The organism is Corynebacterium qintianiae (assembly GCF_011038645.2).
Classification (GTDB): Bacteria; Actinomycetota; Actinomycetes; order Mycobacteriales; family Mycobacteriaceae; genus Corynebacterium; species Corynebacterium qintianiae.
This window is the reverse complement of sequence record NZ_CP064955.1, coordinates 2,075,043-2,093,737: the sequence shown is the minus strand read 5'-3', so window position 1 is coordinate 2,093,737 and position 18,695 is coordinate 2,075,043. Positions and strand designations below refer to the sequence as shown.

General features: G+C 64.0%; 17 protein-coding genes. 11 read left to right on the top strand and 6 right to left on the bottom strand.

Annotated features, from left to right (window positions below):
* Window positions 1-101 precede the first annotated feature (101 nt).
* Entirely contained in the window at window positions 102-704 is a 603-nt protein-coding gene (locus tag G7Y29_RS10140; RefSeq protein WP_165002449.1) for a superoxide dismutase, read from the bottom strand.
* A 108-nt stretch (window positions 705-812) separates the two neighbouring features.
* Here G7Y29_RS10140 and msrA point away from each other — a divergent pair, with 108 nt between their 5' ends.
* Window positions 813-1,454: a peptide-methionine (S)-S-oxide reductase MsrA gene (gene msrA, locus G7Y29_RS10135; protein WP_165002448.1), complete on the top strand. Its 642-nt coding sequence runs from the start codon at window positions 813-815 to the stop codon at window positions 1,452-1,454.
* Between the two features lie 17 nt (window positions 1,455-1,471).
* Here the strand turns inward: msrA and G7Y29_RS10130 are convergent, their stop codons facing one another.
* Window positions 1,472-3,406, bottom strand: a complete 1,935-nt coding sequence (locus G7Y29_RS10130; RefSeq protein WP_249399755.1) for an alpha/beta-hydrolase family protein — start codon at window positions 3,404-3,406, stop codon at window positions 1,472-1,474.
* Window positions 3,407-3,494: 88 nt separating this feature from the next.
* Between G7Y29_RS10130 and G7Y29_RS10125 the strand changes: the two genes are divergently transcribed.
* The 3 genes from G7Y29_RS10125 (at window position 3,495) to G7Y29_RS10115 (ending at window position 5,587) form a co-directional block, all read left to right on the top strand.
* The gene (locus tag G7Y29_RS10125; protein WP_165002446.1) at window positions 3,495-4,292 is read left to right on the top strand and encodes a glycerophosphodiester phosphodiesterase family protein; all 798 of its coding nucleotides are present in this window, start codon (window positions 3,495-3,497) and stop codon (window positions 4,290-4,292) included.
* Window positions 4,293-4,303: 11 nt separating this feature from the next.
* Window positions 4,304-5,224, top strand: a complete 921-nt coding sequence (locus G7Y29_RS10120; protein WP_165002445.1) for a DUF5926 family protein — start codon at window positions 4,304-4,306, stop codon at window positions 5,222-5,224.
* Between the two features lie 129 nt (window positions 5,225-5,353).
* Entirely contained in the window at window positions 5,354-5,587 is a 234-nt protein-coding gene (locus tag G7Y29_RS10115) for a hypothetical protein (protein ID WP_165002444.1), read from the top strand.
* Here G7Y29_RS10115 and hutI read toward each other — a convergent pair.
* The 3 genes from hutI to hutH all read right to left on the bottom strand — a co-directional run bounded on the left by hutI (window position 5,584) and on the right by hutH (window position 10,258).
* Window positions 5,584-6,774, bottom strand: a complete 1,191-nt coding sequence (hutI, locus tag G7Y29_RS10110; RefSeq protein WP_165002443.1) for an imidazolonepropionase — start codon at window positions 6,772-6,774, stop codon at window positions 5,584-5,586. The two genes, G7Y29_RS10115 and hutI, sit on opposite strands and share 4 nt — an antisense overlap.
* A gap of 10 nt (window positions 6,775-6,784) precedes the next feature.
* Entirely contained in the window at window positions 6,785-8,479 is a 1,695-nt protein-coding gene (gene hutU, locus G7Y29_RS10105) for a urocanate hydratase (protein ID WP_165002442.1), read from the bottom strand.
* A gap of 225 nt (window positions 8,480-8,704) precedes the next feature.
* Window positions 8,705-10,258: a histidine ammonia-lyase gene (gene hutH, locus G7Y29_RS10100; RefSeq protein WP_165002441.1), complete on the bottom strand. Its 1,554-nt coding sequence runs from the start codon at window positions 10,256-10,258 to the stop codon at window positions 8,705-8,707.
* Window positions 10,259-10,551: 293 nt separating this feature from the next.
* On the opposite strand from hutH, the gene G7Y29_RS10095 reads away from it, so the two are divergent.
* From G7Y29_RS10095 to G7Y29_RS10085, 3 genes are all read left to right on the top strand, one after another.
* Window positions 10,552-10,818: a toxin HicA gene (locus G7Y29_RS10095; RefSeq protein WP_165002440.1), complete on the top strand. Its 267-nt coding sequence runs from the start codon at window positions 10,552-10,554 to the stop codon at window positions 10,816-10,818.
* Between the two features lie 5 nt (window positions 10,819-10,823).
* On the top strand, window positions 10,824-11,150 hold the full coding sequence (locus G7Y29_RS10090) for a type II toxin-antitoxin system HicB family antitoxin (RefSeq protein ID WP_165002439.1): 327 nt from the start codon (window positions 10,824-10,826) through the stop codon (window positions 11,148-11,150).
* A 252-nt stretch (window positions 11,151-11,402) separates the two neighbouring features.
* Window positions 11,403-11,894, top strand: coding sequence for a hypothetical protein (locus G7Y29_RS10085; RefSeq protein WP_165002438.1), 492 nt, complete (start codon window positions 11,403-11,405; stop codon window positions 11,892-11,894).
* A gap of 265 nt (window positions 11,895-12,159) precedes the next feature.
* Here G7Y29_RS10085 and G7Y29_RS10080 read toward each other — a convergent pair whose 3' ends face one another.
* Window positions 12,160-12,897, bottom strand: coding sequence for an IclR family transcriptional regulator (locus G7Y29_RS10080; RefSeq protein ID WP_235933595.1), 738 nt, complete (start codon window positions 12,895-12,897; stop codon window positions 12,160-12,162).
* A gap of 79 nt (window positions 12,898-12,976) precedes the next feature.
* Between G7Y29_RS10080 and G7Y29_RS10075 the strand changes: the two genes are divergently transcribed.
* The 4 genes from G7Y29_RS10075 (at window position 12,977) to G7Y29_RS10060 (ending at window position 18,380) form a co-directional block, all read left to right on the top strand.
* On the top strand, window positions 12,977-14,386 hold the full coding sequence (locus G7Y29_RS10075) for an amino acid permease (RefSeq protein ID WP_165002436.1): 1,410 nt from the start codon (window positions 12,977-12,979) through the stop codon (window positions 14,384-14,386).
* Window positions 14,387-14,391: 5 nt separating this feature from the next.
* Window positions 14,392-15,330, top strand: a complete 939-nt coding sequence (gene hutG, locus G7Y29_RS10070; RefSeq protein WP_165002435.1) for a formimidoylglutamase — start codon at window positions 14,392-14,394, stop codon at window positions 15,328-15,330.
* A 268-nt stretch (window positions 15,331-15,598) separates the two neighbouring features.
* Window positions 15,599-17,140, top strand: a complete 1,542-nt coding sequence (locus G7Y29_RS10065) for an alanine/glycine:cation symporter family protein (RefSeq protein ID WP_165002434.1) — start codon at window positions 15,599-15,601, stop codon at window positions 17,138-17,140.
* Window positions 17,141-18,104: 964 nt separating this feature from the next.
* On the top strand, window positions 18,105-18,380 hold the full coding sequence (locus G7Y29_RS10060; protein WP_165165382.1) for a hypothetical protein: 276 nt from the start codon (window positions 18,105-18,107) through the stop codon (window positions 18,378-18,380).
* The last annotated feature ends 315 nt before the right edge of the window (window positions 18,381-18,695 follow it).

Genomic DNA, 18,695 nt, shown 5'->3' with positions numbered 1-18,695 from the left:
TCCTGTACTCGCCCGTGCCCTTCTTCACGCAGACAAGCTTAGGCCCCCGCCCCGGCACAGGTGCCGGGGCGGGGGCCTATCAAGCAAGCGGTACTACATGCTTACTTGGCTGCGGAAGTGAAGCGCTCGTTCACGTCGCCCCAGTTGACAACGTTCCAGAAGGCCTTGACGTAATCGGCCTTCACGTTCTTGTACTGCAGGTAGAAGGCGTGCTCCCACATGTCGAGCATGAGCACCGGGGTGAAGTCCACGGAGATGTTGCCCTGCTGGTCGGTCATCTGCTGAATAATGAGGCGGCCAGCGATGTGGTCGTAACCGAGCACGGCCCAGCCGGAGCCCTGCAGACCGTTGGCGACACCCTCGAAGTGAGCCTGGAACTTCTCGAAGGAACCGAAGTCGCGGTTGATCGCCTCAGCGATTTCGCCGACGGGGGCGCCACCGGCGTTCGGGGCCATGTTCTTCCAAAAGATGGAGTGGTTGGTGTGGCCGCCCAGGTTAAACGCCAGGTTCTTGGACAGGGCGCGCAGGGTGTCCGCGTTTGCCGCGCCGTCGCGCTCAGCCTCGAGCGCCTCGAGAGCGGCGTTGGCACCCTTGACGTAATTCGCGTGGTGCTTGGTGTGGTGCAGCTCCATAATCTCGGCGGAGATGTGCGGCTCCAGCGCGTCGTAAGCGTAGGGGAGGTCGGGAAGCTCGTAAACAGCCATTGTTTCAATCGTCCTTTCGGTTGCTTTCGATTACGTGGCCCATGATAGGGAAAATTCGTGGGACGTGTCCCCGGGAACAACGGCGGCGCTGGCGGCGTTGAGGGGAGTATGGGATTTCTCTACGGACGCCGGCCAGAGCTCGTCGACAAGCAGTACGCGCTACCGGGACGCGCTGAACCCGTGCTCGCCCAGCCTCGCCCGCACGCCGTGCTGGGCACCCCTATCACCGGTCCGTGGCGGGAGGGGCAGAAAAGGCTGTTGATCGGCCTCGGCTGCTTCTGGGGAGTTGAGAAGCTGTACTGGCAGATGCACGGGGTGGAAGCAACTTCCGCCGGCTACGGCGGCGGGGTTACCCCCAACCCGACCTACCGTGAGGTGTGCACCGGCAAGACCAACCACACGGAGCTGGTTGAGGTGGTCTACGACCCCGCGGTGGTCTCGTTGAAAGACCTCGTGCGCGCCGGGCTCGAGGCGCACGACCCCACCCAGGGTTTCCGCCAGGGCAACGACGTGGGCACGCAGTACCGCTCCGCCTTCTACACGGACACCGACGAGGAGGCCGCCCAGATTCGGGAGTGGCTCGAGCAGTACGGCGCGCAGCTCGCCGAGGCAGGGCTCGGGCCGATCACCACGGAGGTGCGCTCAGGCGCGCAGTACTATCTCGCCGAGGACGAGCACCAGCAGTACCTGCACAAGGTGCCGAACGGTTACTGCCCGCACCACTCCACGGGAATCGCCTGCGGCATCTAACCGGCATTTAGCCGGAGTCAGTAGCCGTGGCGGTTCGCGAACCCACCAGGCGGGCGGCGCAGTTTGGTCGCATCGCGGTGGATCCACCGCGCGATGTCGCCGATTCGCTCCGTTGAATCCTCGCTGCACATCACCGCCGACCAGTAGGCCACCGTCTCGTCGTGGTAGTTGTGCCCGTGCGGCGATGGGAAGCCCTTCGAAGCCAGCTGGTCCATGCCGACCTGCCAGAACGTGACGAACGGAGCCCAGCGGAGGGTGTGCGGGACGTCGAGGTGCTGCTCACGGGGCGCAGGAACTCCGCGGGACCCGGGCTCGTTCAGCCAGTCCGGCACGCGGAAGATGAGCTTCCAGTCCCACCACACCACTGGGTCCGAGGCGTGCTGCGCGAACACGGCGCGGGGCGCCTCCCACTCGCTGGCGTAGGGCTTACCCTCGAAATCGTGATCGATATGGCTCGGGTGCGCCGCGAAGCGGATGTGCCGGCCGCCGTCGACAATGGGGAGCCGCTGCGGGCTGCCCGGGTCGCGGTTGAGCGTCAACTCGGTGTGGCTGCGCGCGAAACCCGGCACACCCGTGAACACCCCGCCCGCGATGCCGTCGAGGAACTCCTCGACTGTGTCGAACGCGTCCGTCACACCGTACGCGCCCAGCGATTCGCCGGCGACGTAGAGCATCGGGCGGCCGCTTTCGGGCATTTCTCGCAGACGCCCGCGAATCGCCTCGATGAGTAGGCGCGACGAGCGTACGGGGGAATCGCGGTCCGCCAGGTAGGAGTACGCAGACGGCAAATAGGAGTACTGCATCGCCACAATCGCGGTGTCGCCGCGGCCGATGAACTCAAAACCCGAGGTCAAAAAGTCGTTGATCCACCCCGTGCCGGCCGCGGACATCACCGCGATGTGTCGGCGCGACCACGCGTTCGTTCTATCCATTTCACACAGCGCGGCGGTCACCATGTCTTCGTACGAGCGGGCGTCGTCAAGCCCGATGAACACCCGGATCGGCTCCTTGGCACGGTCGCGCATCACCAGCTCGATGTCGCGGCGGCGCGGCCCGCCCGCAACCACGGCGCGCCCCTGCCGCCCCATGGTGGCCCAGCTCTCCTCGGAGTGGACGGAACCTGACCGCTCCGGTTCAGCAGGGCGGTCCGCACCCTGCATGAACTCGCGGTCCAACTCTTCCGCCTGCTTGTACGCCCGGGAGAGGAAACTGCGGATGACCAACCTGTCGGTGAAAAGGGCGAAAAGGCCGCCCGCCGCGAGGACCGCGAGAGGCCACGACGTAACGGGCGGCAGGCGCTTGCCCAGCAGCTCGGCGGCCGTGTCGATCACAGACTGCAGGGCCTCTCCTGTGGCGAGAATCGCACCGTATCCCAGAGTTCCCACGGTAATGCCGATCAGCGACTCCGACACTTTGAACTCGTCGTCACCGCCGACCATGGCGATTTGCTTGGCGTGGCGCCGCGCAGACTGGATGAAGGTGGCGGTGGTGACGATGCTCATCCCCCAATGAAGCGCGGTGTTGGACCATCGCCCCACCCGGGGGTCGCGCACGATTCCGCTCGAGCGCACGCCGCGGGCAACGGTCTGGTTGACCAGGTTCCCCGCCGCGTGGCCCACGCCCTGGCAGATAGCGACATTGGCGGCCACAGCCCACCAGCTGTGGGGCAGAAGAGACGGCGAAATCGCTCCCCAGGTCGCGATTTCCGCGCCTAAGACACCCGGCCCGTAGTTCTTCGGCAACCGGCGCAGGCCCCGAAGCCGCAAACCCGGGGTCAAATCCGCCCAGACCTCGACAACCATCAGCGGCGCGGCGAAAATGCCGTGCCGGCTGAAGGTGAAACGCTGCTTCGCGTTCTCGATTGCCTGGTCCAGCGTCGGTGAGTTCTGGGCACGGCTGCGCAGCACAGCACGAAGCGGGAAGCGCGGCAAGGGGGATAGACGCAGGGGCATACAGAGCATTCTGGCAAATTCCGCCGGGATGCGCAGGGGCGCGTTCTCCGGTCGCGGAACCGCCCAACCGGTTGTAGGTTAAACAGACGTGACGATCCTGACGAGCAACACCTCAGCTCACAAGCCTGAGACACGCCACTCGACGCACATCGTCGCCCACCGCGGCGCCTCGGGGCTCTACCCGGAGCAGACGTTCCAGGCGTTCGACGAAGCACTGAAGCTGCCCATCCACGGCATCGAGTGCGACGTGCGTCTGACTAGGGACAACCAGCTTGTGGTGTTCCACGATCCGATTCTCAACCGCACCACGAACGGGCGCGGCAGGGTGTCGGCCACCGATTACTCCGAGCTACGGAGGCTCAACGCGGGCACGAAGGACAACCCGCAGCGCATCATGCGGCTGGAGGAGCTGCTCGAGCTTATGCAGGACTACCCGGACAAACACATCTACATTGAGACGAAGCACCCCACCCGTTACGGCCCGGAGGTAGACGAGCAGACCCTGCGGGTGCTGCACTACGCGGGCATGCGCGAATCGGAGCGCGTGCACCTGATCTCGTTTTCCCACCGCGCGATGCGCTACTTCACGGAATTTGCCCCGGAGTTGGAGACGTACTATCTCTTCCGGTTGCGCGAGAAGAAGTGGAACAAGGGAAACCACATGCTCTCTCGCCCGTACGGGGTGGGCCCGGCGCTGTCGCACCTGCAGGCGAAGCCGGAGCTCCTGGGTTTCAAGGGGTTGAAGACCTACACCTGGACGGTGAACCTGCCGAAGCAGATGTTGTGGTGTCGCGACAACGGCGTCGACGTCTTCGCCACCGACCTGCCGCACCTCGCAATAGAGACGCTCGCCCAGGCTGGCGTCGGTTCCTCGCTGGTCGGGTAGCATCGGGGTCCATGGCTAAGAAGAACCGCAAAAAAGCTGGCGTAGATGAGCTGCCGGAGGGCATGAGCCGTCGCCAAGCGAAGCTCGCCGCCCGCGCCGCTGAGCGCGAGGCGCTGCAGAAGGATCCCCGGCCCTACGGCGGTCTCGCGGCGGAGGCTGACCTCGTGGCGCTGCAGGAGTTTGTGCCCTCGGCGGTGGCCAAGGTGGAGGTCAAGGGCGAGCCCGTCAACATCGTGACGGTGCTGCCCGGGGCCGGTGCTGCGTTGCGACGCTCCGAGGCCGACGGCGGCGAGCGATTCGTTGCCCTACAGGTGGCGTCGCATTCGCAAAACCCGGGCCGCGACCTCGCGTACGCGCTGAACTGGGTGCTCGCAGCTCAGCCGGGTGATTCACTGCAGTCTACGGTTGCGGACGGCAGCCAGCCCGAGCTCACTTCGCTTATCGACGCCGCCTCGACGCTGTCGATCACCGAACATCAGAACTTCACCTGGTGGTTCCCGGAGGGTGCGAACGTGCCGGCCGAGGTTGCGCAGGCGCTCTCGCGCGCGAACGACGCAGTGATCCCGTCAACGCAAATCAAGGCCAGCGTGCCGGGCTCCGTCTGGTGGGTGAACCCGGGCGGGGGCAAGGGCCACATCCGCTGGGTGCGCACCGAGGACAACGAGAACCAGATTCTTTCCGCGCTGGCGCGCATTGCCGCGCGCGGCGAGCTGCACGTGGGCGAGGGCAGCAAGTTCGCTGGTGTCTTCCGCACCCACGGAGTCGTCGTGCCGGTGTGGGACATCGACCCGTCGGTGGAGGCGGCAAGCTACACGAGCGCGCTTGAGAAGTTGGATGCCGAGATCGCGGCCGAATACACCAATGATGGCCAGCTCAGCGTCGAGGAGCGCAAGCAGCTAGACAACATCAAGTCCCGCCAGGTGACGATTTAGACAGCGCCCCCCGAATCGGTGTGCACGAATGTCCCCTCTTCACGGGTAGGCATGCACCCCTTCCTAGCTGGTTATAGCGTCGAAGAGGCGGCGAAATCAGATATCGCTCAAAGCAGTTAGGAGAGGCGATTGACTACGGAAGCTACTGGAACTACTGGCAAAAGCGAGGGGCTTAGTTGGGGTTTGGCCGCCGTCGCCGCCGGAATCCTGACGGTTGATCCGGCGCTTTTCGGCGACGACCACGTGCCGTACTGGGCGTGCGGGGTTAAGCTCCTCGCGCTTTTATTCGTGGCCTACACACTCAGTCGTCTAGCTTTCGACCCTGAAGACAAGAAGAAGATTCTGATCTTCGCGCTGGTTTAAGCCGAGTACACCTTCTCACCCGCAACCCACGTCTGCCACGTCACCGGCATGCCGGGGCGGTAGGCCAGATTGATGGCGTTGTCCGCATCCAGCACATGCAGGTCGGCGGCCGCGCCGGGTACCAGAGTGCCCTTGGCGGGGCGGCCCTGGGGATCCTTGCCGCTGCCGACGTTGTGGCGTCGCAACGCTTTCGCGCCGCCTGCTGTTGCCGCGGCGATCGCTTCGTCGAGCGCCAAGTACTGCTGCAGCACCGCGGTGGTGACGCAGTAGTTCATTGAGGACGTAAACGAGGTGCCGGGGTTGAGGTTGCTGGCGATTGCGATGGTCACGCCGGCGTCGACAAGCTGTCGCGCGGGCGCGAGCGGCTCGCGGGTGGACAGGTCGCACGCGGGCAAGAGCGTGGCCACGGTCTCGGAACCAGCCAGCGCCGCAATGTCCTCGTCGCTGAGGTAGTTAACGTGGTCCACGCTCGCCGCGCCCATCTCGACGGCCAGTGCCACACCCGGGCCCTCGCCGAGCTGGTTGCCGTGCACGCGCACGCCCAGCCCAACGGCCTTGCCGGCCTCGAGCACGCGGCGCGACTGTGCCTCGTCGAACGCGCCGCGCTCGCAGAACACGTCGATCCACTGCACGTGGTCCTTCACGGCGTCCAACATCGGCCCGACAACGTCGTCGAGGTAGCGCTCGGCGTCCTCGCCCGGGGGGACGAGGTGAGCGCCGAGGAAGGTCACATCGCCGACGTGGCGAGAGGCTACGCGAGCGGCCTCCGCCTCCGATTCCACATCCAGCCCGTAGCCCGTCTTGGTTTCGAACGTCGTGGTACCCCCTTCGTGGCCCGCGGCGACACGCTCGGCCACGAGGGCGTCGAGACGCTCGAAGCCCGCCGACCGGGTGGCCTCCATCGTCACTGCGATGCCGCCAGCGGCGTAGGACTGCCCGGCCATGCGCGCCTCGAACTCCGCGGCCCTGTTGCCGTCGAACACCATGTGGGTGTGCGAATCCACCCAGCCGGGGAGCACGGCGCGGCCGCCGAAATCGACGGTCTCGCCGTCGAAGTCGGCTGGCGCCTCGGAGGCGGGCCCCACCCATTCGATCACGCCGTCACGGGCGACGAGCGCCGCGTTCTTGATCGTGCCGAGGGTGGAAACGGTGCGCAGTTCGGAAATGCCGGTAAAGAGGGTAGCCATGGTGTGAACCCTAGTCGCGTGCCTTGAATTCCATCGGGATGCGCACACCGCGCTCCTGGGCCACCTCGTAGGCGCGGGTGTAACCAGCGTCGACGTGGCGGATGACACCCATGCCCGGGTCGTTGGTGAGCACGGCCTTGAGCTTCGCCTCGGCGAGCTCGGTACCGTCCGCCACCGTGACCTGGCCGGTGTGGATGGAGCGGCCGATGCCTACGCCGCCACCGTGGTGGATGGACACCCAGGTCGCGCCGCCGGAGATCGCGGTCATGGCGTTGAGCAACGGCCAGTCGGCCACGGCGTCGGTGCCGTCGAGCATGGACTCGGTCTCGCGGTAGGGGGAGGCGACGGAACCGGAGTCGAGGTGATCGCGGCCGATGACGATCGGGGCCTTAACCTTGCCCTCCTTGACCAGGTTGTTAAAAATCACACCAGCCTTGGCGCGCTCACCGTAACCGAGCCAGCAGATGCGCGCGGGAAGGCCCTCGAACTCGACGTACTCCTCGGCGGCGTCGAGCCACTGGTGCAGGTGCTCGTTGTCGGGGAAGGCGTCCTTGATGGCCTGGTCGGTGACCTTGATGTCCTCCGGGTCGCCGGAGAGTGCAACCCAGCGGAACGGGCCGAGGCCCTCGCAGAACAGCGGGCGGATGTAGGCCGGAACGAAGCCGGGGAACTCGAACGCGCGGTTGTAACCGGCCTTGCGGGCCTCGTCGCGGATGGAGTTGCCGTAGTCGAACACCTCGGCACCGGAGTCCTGGAACTCCACCATGGCCTGGACCTGCGCGGCCATGGCCTCGCGTGCCTTCTTGGTGAAGGTGACCGGGTCGGCCGAGGCCTCGGAGTGCCAGTCCTCGAAGGCGATCTCGGACGGCAGGTAGGACAGCGGGTCGTGCGCGGAGGTCTGGTCGGTGACGATGTCCACCGTCAGCTCGCCGGCGCGGTGGCGGCGCAGGATTTCCGGGAAGACCTCGGCGGCGTTGCCGACGTAGCCCACGGACAGGGCTTTCTTGGCCTCCTTAGCCTCGGTGACCAGGCGGATTGCCTCGTCCAGGTCGGTGGTGACCTCGTCGAGGTAGCGCTTGGACTGGCGGCGCTTCAGTCGGGTCTCGTCGACGTCGACGATGAGGCAGGCACCGCCGTTGAGCGTGACGGAGAGCGGCTGCGCACCGCCCATGCCGCCGCAGCCGCCGGTCAAGGTGAGGGTACCGGCGAGGGTGCCGTCGAAACGCTTCTTGGCTACGGCGTAGAAGGTCTCGTAGGTGCCCTGCAGGATGCCCTGGGTGGCGATGTAGATCCAGGACCCGGCCGTCATCTGGCCGTACATCATCAAGCCTTCGTCCTCGAGCTCGCGGAAGTGCTCCCAGTTGGCCCAGTCGCCTACGAGGTTGGAGTTGGCGATGAGCACGCGCGGAGCCCACTCGTTGGTCTTCCACACGCCGACCGGCTTGCCGGACTGGACCAGGAGGGTCTCGTCGGACAAGAGGTCCTTGAGCGTATCGACGATCGCGTCAAACGCCTCCCAGCTGCGCGCGGCGCGGCCGGTGCCACCGTAGACGACGAGGTCGTCGGGGCGTTCGGCGACCTCGGGGTCGAGGTTGTTCTGCAGCATGCGAAGCGGGGCTTCGGTCTGCCAGGACTTGGCGGAAATGTCGGTGCCGCGTGGTGCGCGGACCTCGCGCGCTCCCTCGGACCAGTTCTTCTCGGTCATGTCGATTCCCTTCTGTGCGTGACGTGCTCGCGACGCTGTCGTGCCGTTGGTTTCGGGCCGGTTTCCCGGGGCTGTCCCCTCTGCCGTGGGCGAGCTGCGCGAGTGGTGTGACACTTGTCATGTCTCGCGTTGAGAGTAGCGGGGGCTATAGACACGAGAAAGGGCAAAACAGAGGCGGGTGTCTCGTATATGAGACACCCGCCTAATTTTCCAGCTCAGAGTTAATTAACGCAGATCGCCCACTGCGGTTTCCACGGCATCGAGGTAGGTGCCGTCCTTGACCAGAGCAACGGAGTGCTCGATTTCCGGGGAAAGGAAGCGGTCGGTACCGGGGCCCTCCACGACGCGGCGCAGCACGTCGATGGCGGCCTTCGTTCCGGGGGCGGCCTCGGCCCCGCGCATGTCGATCGCGCGCGCCGCGGTGAGGATCTCCACGGCGAGGACACGCTGCAGGCCGTCGACGCTGCGGCGCAGCTTGCGGGCCGCTGACCAGCCCAGGGAAACGTGGTCCTCCTGCATAGCCGAGGACGGGATGGAATCGGCGGAGGCCGGGTTGGCGTTGCGCTTGAGCTCGCTGACGATGCCCGCCTGGGTGTACTGGGCGATCATGTGTCCGGAGTCCACGCCCGGGTCGTCGGCGAGGAATGCGTTGAGGCCGCGGTTGCGGGCGGTGTCGAGGAAGCGGTCGGTGCGGCGCTCGCTAATCGACGCCAGGTCGGCGACCACGATCGCCAGGAAGTCAAGCGCGTACGCCACCGGCGCGCCGTGGAAGTTTCCGTTGGAGCTGACGCGGCCGTCGAGGGCGACAACCGGGTTGTCCACGGCGGAGGCGAGTTCGCGGTTGGCCACCAGCTCGGCGTGGGCGAGGGTGTCGCGGAAACCGCCCGCCACCTGCGGTGCGCAGCGCACGGAGTAGGCGTCCTGGACCTGCTTCTCCTTGAACTCGGCTGCGGCCGCTTCGAGGATGGCGGATCCCGCGGCGACGGTGCGGATGTTGGCGGCGGCGTCGGCCTGGCCCGGGTGCGGGCGCAACTTTTGCAGGTCATCGGCGAAGACGGTGAGCGTGCCGGTCAGCCCCTCCACGGTCATGGCGGTGGCGATGTCGGCGACCTTGGCCGCGGCGCGCAGATCCGTGATGGCCAGGCAGAGCTGTCCGAGCATGCCGTCGGTGCCGTTGATCAGGGCAAGGCCCTCTTTTTCTTTCAGGGCGAGCGGGGCGATGCCGGCGGCGGAGAGGGCGTCGGCGGACGGGACGATGTCGCCGCCGTTGACACGCACCTCACCCTCACCCAGCAGGGCGAGCGCGCAGTGGGCGAGCGGGGCGAGGTCGCCGGAGCAACCCAGGGAGCCGTACTCGCGCACGACGGGGGTGATGCCCGCGTTGAGCACGGCGGCATAGGTTTCGGCGACGACGGGGCGCACACCGGTGCGGCCGGTGCACAGGGTGGACAGGCGCAGCAGCATCAGCGCGCGGATCACCTCCTGCTCCACCTCCGGGCCGGAGCCGGCGGCGTGGGAGCGCACGAGGGAAAGCTGCAGCTGGGCGCGCATGGCCTCGGGGATGTGGCGGCGGGCCAGCGCGCCGAAGCCGGTGGAGATGCCGTAGACCGGGGTCGGGTCGTTGGCGAGCTCCTCAATGCGGTCGCGGGTGGCGGAGACCTCGGTCAGCGCCGCCGGGTCGATCTCGACCTTTGCACCGTGGCGGGCAACGGCGACGACCTCGTCAATGGAGAGGGCGCCGATGCCGACGGTGACGGTGGAGGGGTAGGTAATGGTCATGACTGTCCTTAAAGTTGCGTGCGGAAACAAGCCCCAATACGGGCCGGGGATAGTGAGCGCGCGACAGCCAGACGCGACGAGGGTTAAGTGTAGCCGGTGGGTGCGTGTTTGAACAGTGTCACTCTGCTGCCTACCCGGGGGCCGGTTAAAGGGGTTGGGCTGCCTTGTCTCTTTCGGAGTCTTGGTGGCACGTATGGGCCCATTCGAGCCGCTGGGCGACCGACAGCTCTGCTTTGCTCTAGTGCCATAATTGGTACCACGCTTCGTGGTGCTATATGCGGTACTATTGGCGCATGGGCAGCAGTATTGACGAGATTGTGGCGAAAATGAGGAGAGCCCCCGCCGGCATAAGGTTTTCCGAGCTGGAAAATGTATGTGACCACTACTTTGAGAGCCGCAGCTCAACGAAGACATCTCACAAGACCTACAAGACACCCTGGCCCGGAAACCCCCGCGTTAACATCCAGAATGACCACGGTAAGGCGAAGCCTTACCAGGTGAATCAGGTGCTTCAGGCGATAGACAAGCTGTCCACTAGCAATCGAGAAGAGGAGGAGTAGAACAAATGGATATTAACAAGTACACCTATCAGGTCTCCTGGTCTGAGGAGGACCAAGAGTACGTTGCCACCGTGGCCGAATTCCCCTCGTTGTCGTGGCTGGCTCCCGATCGACAGGAGGCTGAGGCAGGACTGCTTGAACTGGTCGCCGAGGTCGTCGAAGACATGGAGCTCTCAGGGGAGGAGATTCCCGCACCTCTCGGGGGGAGGTCCTATTCCGGCAGGTTTAACGTTCGGACCTCTCCGTCGCTGCACCGCAGGCTGGTGATTGCGGCTAAGACCGAGGGGGTTTCTCTCAACACGCTGATCAACCAGAAGCTCGCATCCATCTAGGTCAAGTGTTGTCGGGTGCTGTGTGGGGTTGCTGTGGGGACGCGTAATTTCCTCCTGCATCTAGCCACCCTTTAGCGGTTCGCGGTGGGCCTATGCCGCCTCTGGCGGGAGAAGCTCGGAGGGGGCCTGAGCCCTAGTGTAAATATCTCGTGCCAGAGGTGTTCGAACAACGGTGTCCGGCTACACTGAAATCTGTTTTCTAACCGCATCCCCCGTATTCACTATCCGGGGTTCGGGCCCAAGATCCGGGGTTTGCTCGATGACCACAAATTCAAGAAGTTCTACCAGGACATCGAAACCCGTCACATTGCCGTCCATCCATCTTTCACGTTCCCACCGGTCATTCAACCGGTTCAATCCAGTTCATTGATTGGCGGATCGCTATACGAGGCGGAAGACCGGATGAACAACGATGAGATGGAGTTCGCTGGGCGCTTCTCCGGAATGGACAATATCCTGTGGTGGCACCGTAATATCGAGCGAAGAGGGTTCTGCATCAACGGTCCGATCAACCACTACCCGGACTTCGTCCTTATGACCACCAGCAGAACCGTTGTCGTCGTTGAGCCCAAGGGTGCGCAGTTAAAGAACGATGACTCACGGCGCAAGGTTCGGCTCGGAAACAAATGGGCGTCCATGGCCGGTGAGAGGTTTCGTTACTATATGGTCTTCCAAGACGGTGTCGAACCGCTGGAGGGTGCATATACGAGCTCGCAGTTCTTTCAGATTCTCGAGCAACTGTAAGCGGTGCCTGGAGGAGGTAAATGTCTTAGGCGCAAGGGGACAGATGAGTATTCCGCTGCCTGGCACGTCGCGCGACAGCGGGTTCAGTGGGGTGTTCACCGAGGTCGCTCACCCGCACACGCATGGGTTAATGAACGTTGAATAGCTGCGCCTGATTGACCTTAGAGTGCAAGACCAACGATTTTCATACTGGGAACTGATCGGATTCTTGCACGGGAATCGAGGACACAAGCCTAAGCGATGTCGAATTGGGTGGCTCAAATACCTACACCCCACCAAAAAACTTCCCCGCCACCCGCCGCGCAGCGGCCGACAGGCGGCCCACCACCTCTGCGCGCTCGCTATCGTCCCTGGATCCCGCCGCAAACGTTGCCGCGAGCGCGGCAGCGGGGCGTCCCAGGTGGTCGAGCACGGCCACGGCCACCGTCTCCTGGCCGCGGGAGACTTCCTCGCGTTCCTCGTCCCACCCGCGTTGACGCGCCGCTATAAGGCGGTCCTTCCCCTCCCGGTATGCGCGCTGCTCGCCGGAGGCGGAAAACACGGCCTTGACTTCCGCCTCGGGCAGGTGCGCCACCATGATCCGGCCCGAAGCCGTGGACAAGGCGGGCAGGCGCACGCCGACTTCCGTGACCAAGGAGACTGCTTTCGGTGCGCGGGCCTCGTGGAGGTAGACGATCTCGGAGCCGGCCATGCGCGACAGGTGTGTAGACCCTCCGACAAACACCGCGATGGCCTCTAGGTCTTTTGCGGCCAGGCGCACCAGGGGTTGCTGGGTGGTGTAGGCCGCGGACATCCGGTAGGCGGCAAGTCCCAGCCCGTAGGTGCCGGGGTTGGAGAGGTGCACCACGAAACCGGAGGCCTCGAGCTCGCGCAGCAGGTGGTAGGTGGAGGAGCGGGGAAGATCCAATTCGCGTTGGATACGGGCGGCGGATAAGGGGGCGTCGCTAAGCGAAAGCAGCGTGAGGATGCGCAGCGCGTTGCGGGCAGCGGGTACTTGGGGCATACGACGAGTCTCGCATGTGAGACAGGATAAAGAAAGACGAATCACAGCGGGGCTGAAACGTGACTTACACTTCCCAGCCATGACAACGATTCAGCCCAGTGGCACCCCGGTCCACACCGAGGGACGCGGCCTGACCTCGCGCCACCTCCACTTCATCGCGCTCGGTTCCGCGATCGGCACCGGGTTGTTCTACGGCTCCGCCGGCGCGATCCAGGCCGCGGGGCCTTCGGTTCTGCTGGTCTACCTGCTCGGCGGCGCCGTGGTGTACTTCGTACTGCGCGCGCTCGGCGAGATGGCCGTGCGCCACCCCGTGCGCGGCTCGTTCGCGGAATACACCCGAGCCCACCTGGGTGGAGCGGCGGGCTTCCTCACCGGGTGGATGTTCGCCTTCGAAATGCTCATCGTGGCGCTCGCTGACCTCACCGCCATCGGCATCTACATGGGGTTCTGGTTCCCTGACGTCGCTCGCTGGGTATGGGTCGTCGCGGCACTTCTGGTGGTCGGCGCGGCGAACCTGGCGTCGACACGCGTGTTCGGCGAGCTGGAGTTCTGGTTCACCATCGTCAAGGTCGGCGCCGTCGTAGCCATGATCGTCGCTGGCGCGGCGGTCCTGATTTTTGGTCTGTCCACCGCTGACACCTCCGGGCCGCAAAACCTTGTCAACCACGGCGGGTTCTTCCCCAACGGTATCGGGGGCATGGTCGCGTCCTTCATCCTGGTGCTCTTCGCCTTCGGCGGTACCGAGATCATCGGTGTGGCCGGTACCGAGGCCGAGGACCCGTCGCGCGCGGTGCCGAAGGCGATCAACACCGTCCCGGCCCGTATCCTGCTGTTCTACGTGCTTGCCATCCTGATCATCCTCATGATCAACCCGTGGCACACCATCAACGGCGAAGAGTCGCCCTTCGTACAAATCTTCACCGCCCTCGGCGTCAACTGGGCCGCCGCACTGCTCAACGTCGTCGTCATCACCGCGGCACTGTCCGCCATCAACGCCGACATCTTCGGTGCCGGCCGCGTGCTCACCGGCCTGGCCAATCAGCGGCTCGCCCCGCCCGTTATGGCTAAAACGGTGCGCGGGGTGCCAGTGATGACCACCATCATCATGCTCGGCGTGCTCATCCTCGGCGTGGTGCTTAACGCGGTCATCCCGGAGTCCGTGTTCCACGTCATCGCCGCGCTGGCCACCTTCGCTACCATCTTCGTGTGGGCGATGATCCTGATCGCGCACGTCGCGTCGCGACGCAACATGACACAGGAAGAGGAAGCCTCCCTGGAATACCGCGTGCCGTTCTGGCCGTTCGGCCAGTACTTCGCCCTGGCCTTCATCCTGTTCACCTTCGGTGTGATGGCGTGGCTGCCCGACTTCCGTCTCCCGCTCGCGGTGGGCGCCGTGTTCAGCGTTGCCTGCATCGCCATGTACTACCTCACCGGGCGCAACAAGGTCGAGGGTGTCAATAACCCGGTGCCCGGCGGATACGTACACTAGCCAGCATGAACACCGTCACCGCGCCACTGTTTAGTCCCCCCGAGCCGTGGAGTGGGCGTGATGACGGCCCGGGTCCAGAGCACGCCCGATGGCACAGCGCCATCTCGTCTGCGTCGCCCGCGGACGGGGTCGCACTGATCGGTTTCGCCTCCGATGAGGGTGTGGAGCGCAACGGCGGGCGCCAAGGCGCGGCCCGCGGCCCCGAGGCGCTCCGCGCAGCGCTCGGGGGCCTCGCCGTGCACGACGAATACGCCCGTTTCGACGCCGGCACGGTCACCACCCAGGGCGACGACCTCGAGGGTGCGCAAGCGGAACTGACGGGGTGTGTGCGCGACCTCGCGTCGGCCGGCAACCTCGTCGTCGTCCTCGGCGGCGGGCACGAGACGTCGTTCGCCTCCCACCGCGGTGCGCGGAAGGCGCTTGGGGCGCTGAGCGTAATCAACTTCGACGCGCACTTCGACCTGCGCCAGGCCGACCGCCCTACCTCCGGCACACCGTTCAAGCAGATCGCCGACCTGGCGGGCGACGAGTTCGACTACTCCGTGCTCGGCATCTCGCGGCCGAACAACACCCGCGTGCTCTTCGACACGGCCGCGGCGCTTGGCGTACGGACCGTGCTCGACACCGATCTCGAGGCCCTCGCCGCGGCCGAGTGCGCCCAACTCGCCCTTGACTGTGTCGCCGGCAAGCGGCCGATTCACCTCAGCATCGACTTGGACCTCCTCCCCGCGTCTGTCGCACCCGGTGTGTCCGCCCCCGCGGGCCTCGGTGTCGCGCTGGACAAGGTCCGCGCGATGGTCACCGCCGTGGCCGCGACCGGCCGCGTCGCGCTCGTCGATGTCGTCGAGCTCAACCCCGACTTCGACATCGACTCACGCACGGCAAAGACCGCGGCGCGGCTTATCGACGACATCGTCAACGCCCACCTCTCCGCCCGCGGGTAGGGGTGCGTTGGGGTGGGCGTCGATAAGCGAAAAGCCCTCAGAAGACCAGGTGCGCCACCGGAACGGTGATGAAAGCACCACGCGCTGTGCGCACACCGACGGCATATGTGGCGGCAAAAAATTCGCGAAACGACTATAGCGCGATAGGTAGATGCCTATGATAAAACCCAACATTCGCACACGAATGGTCCGAAATCCAGGGAAATTCCAGCTCAGGCGCTCCGCGCGGTAGCCGGGACCGACCTCTTACCCCCAGGAGGAACCCGCTATGGAAGGGTTTATCGACACGCTCAACGGCCTGATCTGGTCGAACTGGCTCGTGTACCTGTGCCTCGGCGCAGGCGCGTACTTCACCATTGTCACCTTGTTCCTGCAGATCCGCTGCATCCCCGACATGCTCAAGCAGATCACCCAAGGCGAGAAGTCCGAGGCCGGCATTTCCTCGTTCCAATCGCTCATGATCTCTCTAGCTGGCCGAGTCGGGGTGGGCAACATCGCCGGCGTTGCCACGGCCATTGCCTTCGGCGGCCCGGGTGCGGTGTTCTGGATGTGGCTCGTCGCCTTGCTCGGTTCCGCTACCTCGTTCGTCGAGTGCACCCTCGCGCAGATCTACAAAGAAAAGGACCGTGACACCGACGAGTACCGCGGCGGTCCGGCCTTCTACATTGAGAAGGCGGCGGCGCACACTGCTGCCCGGCCGTTCGCTCTCGTCTACGCCATCGTCTTCGCCATCAGCATGATCCTGGCCACCTCGTACTTCCTGCCCGGCATCCAGGCCAATGGCGTGGCCGCGGCCGTGGAAAACGCGTGGAACGTGCCGACGTGGATCTCCGCGCTCGCCATGGTGGTCCTGCTCGGCATCATCATCATCGGCGGCATCAAGCGCATCGCCACGTTTGCCTCTCTTGTCGTGCCCGTCATGGCCATCCTGTACATCCTGGCCGCCGTCTGGATCATGCTCGCAAACGCCGATCAGATCCCCGAGGTCTTCGGTCTAATCTTCCGCTCGGCCTTCGACCGCGAAGCGATGTTCTCCGGCATGCTCGGCGCCGCGATCCTCTGGGGCGTCAAGCGAGGCATCTACTCCAACGAGGCTGGCCAGGGCACCGGCCCGCAGTCCGCCGCCGCCGCGGAGGTCTCGCACCCGGCGAAGCAGGGCTTCGTCCAGGCCTTCGCCGTCTACGTGGACACGCTCTTCGTCTGTTCTGCAACGGCCTTCATCATTATTTCCACCGACATGTACAAGGTGTTCGAGGGACAGTCCGAGGACGGTGCCGTGCGCTACGCCGGTTCGCTTCCCGACGGCATCGCTGTCGGTCCCGGGTTCGTCCAGGAGGGCATGAACACCATCGCCCCTGGCATCGGCCCGTCCTTCGTCGCACTGGCCATCGCATTCTTCGCCTTCACCACGGTGCTGGCGTATTACTACCTGTCCGAGGTGAACTTCGCCTACCTGAACCGCTGGGTGCACAACGACACCGCCCGCCGCGCGATTATCTGGATTCTGCGCGCCCTGATCCTCGTGTCCGTCTACATTGGCGCGACCACGACCCCGGGCACCGCGTGGGCACTCGGCGACATCGGCGTCGGCGCGACCGCGTGGTTGAACATCCTGGCAATCCTGGTTATTCAGGGCCCGGCGCTGAAGTGCCTGTGGGACTACCGCCGCCAGAAGAAGGCTGGCCTCGACCCGCAGTTCGACCCCGAGGCGCTGGGCATCAAGGGCGCGGACTTCTGGGTCAAACGCAAGGCCGACATGGTCGCGGCCGGCACGTGGACCGAGCTGCCTGCGGGGATTAAGAGGAATTAGAGCCCGCTGGTTCTTGGGATAGGTGCGACGTGGGCTAATGCTCCGTGCCATAAGCTACGCAACTTCAAGCTTGTTCATCACCATCGTGTAGCTATATTCGCTGGTTAGACCCGCCGGAGACGATACTGCGCCGAAGAGCGTCATCGAGACAAACTCCTTCAAGTTCCTGTCGAAATGCTGCCGCAATGCCGGTTTCGACTGCCGAAAATCAGGGGGCGGGTCCAAACAGCGCCGCTTAGGGCTTGATGAAAACCATCTTCACAGTATAATCAAACCCCGCGAAGTCGCTTGGATTACAGGAGTGCCTCTTGTTGAACTTCGTTTTCGTGGCTCGACGCACCGTGTAAACCCAAAGACGGAAGGACTATGTTTTGTCTCACGCTCCAAAGTCTCTTCAAAGAACCCTTGGGCTAGATGGGCCGCAGTCTGATGCTCCAGCATGGTGGGGGCATGCCACTTCAAAAAGTAGAAGCTTAGCTTGGATTATTGCGCTAGCCGTTGGGGTAGGTGCATTTCTGGTTTTTAACTGGCTGATGCGCGATCAAATCGTATCCTCGTCCTTAGTGGCAACGATTATCGCTACACTAAGTGCGTTGAATGTGGTGCAGGCGTACGAGAGGTCAACGATCCAAGGAGGATCTAATACAACTGAAAAAAAATAAGCTGGTAGTAATCTCCCTGGCCACGGCACTTGTAGTGCCGCTAGCTCCGGTGGCTACTGCCACTGCTAGAGAGGTGTCGCGTCCGATTGTAAAATCCGGAGTGGCGGGTGCCCGTGAATTCCAAGCATGTGCTCGGGGGAGTGACTACCCACCGGTGGCGATACATGGGGGAGAGGAGCTGGGAGACGGTATCACGGAGCCTCTTACCAGCGACCTTCGAATTGCGATGGAAAAGAATGGATTCGTCGTTCCTGCCTCGGCCATTAGTATTCGCCACTTGGAATAGTGGTGAATCTGTTTTCGTGGATAAAGACGGAGGAAACGCAGGTTCGCTCTCAGCGCAGAACTCCAGCCATTCCGAATCGGAACCTTCCATAACTTTCTATGGGATTCTTCCCGATGAAGTAAAGCGAATTATTGGCGCTTGCTTGGGCTTCTCTTGGGAGAGTGGGCCACTGGCGGAAGCAATCTTCCGAGAAGTGTATGACGTGCGCACCGCAGTGAAGTTCGTCATTCGCCGTATTGGCTTAGGAGCAGCGATAGGGTGTGTTGGTGGTATCATCTGGGAGTACATTTAGTCCTTAAAGACTAAAATTGATGTGATCCTGGCGGATACCGTCCGGCATATCTCAATGTTCGGTTTTCCGATTTGATGATGTGAGGCACTTCGTTTGGCAACGAAGTAGGAAATCAACCCCAAGCGTCTAGCGGCTGGCAGATCCGAGCGGCTCCCCCGGTTCAGTTAGTCGAGAGTAAGTCAGATGCCGGAACTGGCTTTCTGCGAGCTATCCCCTCTGGATAGTCGTCTTAGTAGTGCCTATTTCCGGCCGGATCGCCTCACATCCAGGAGGTCCCCGACCACAAGTCACGGATACACCACGCTAACGAAAGTG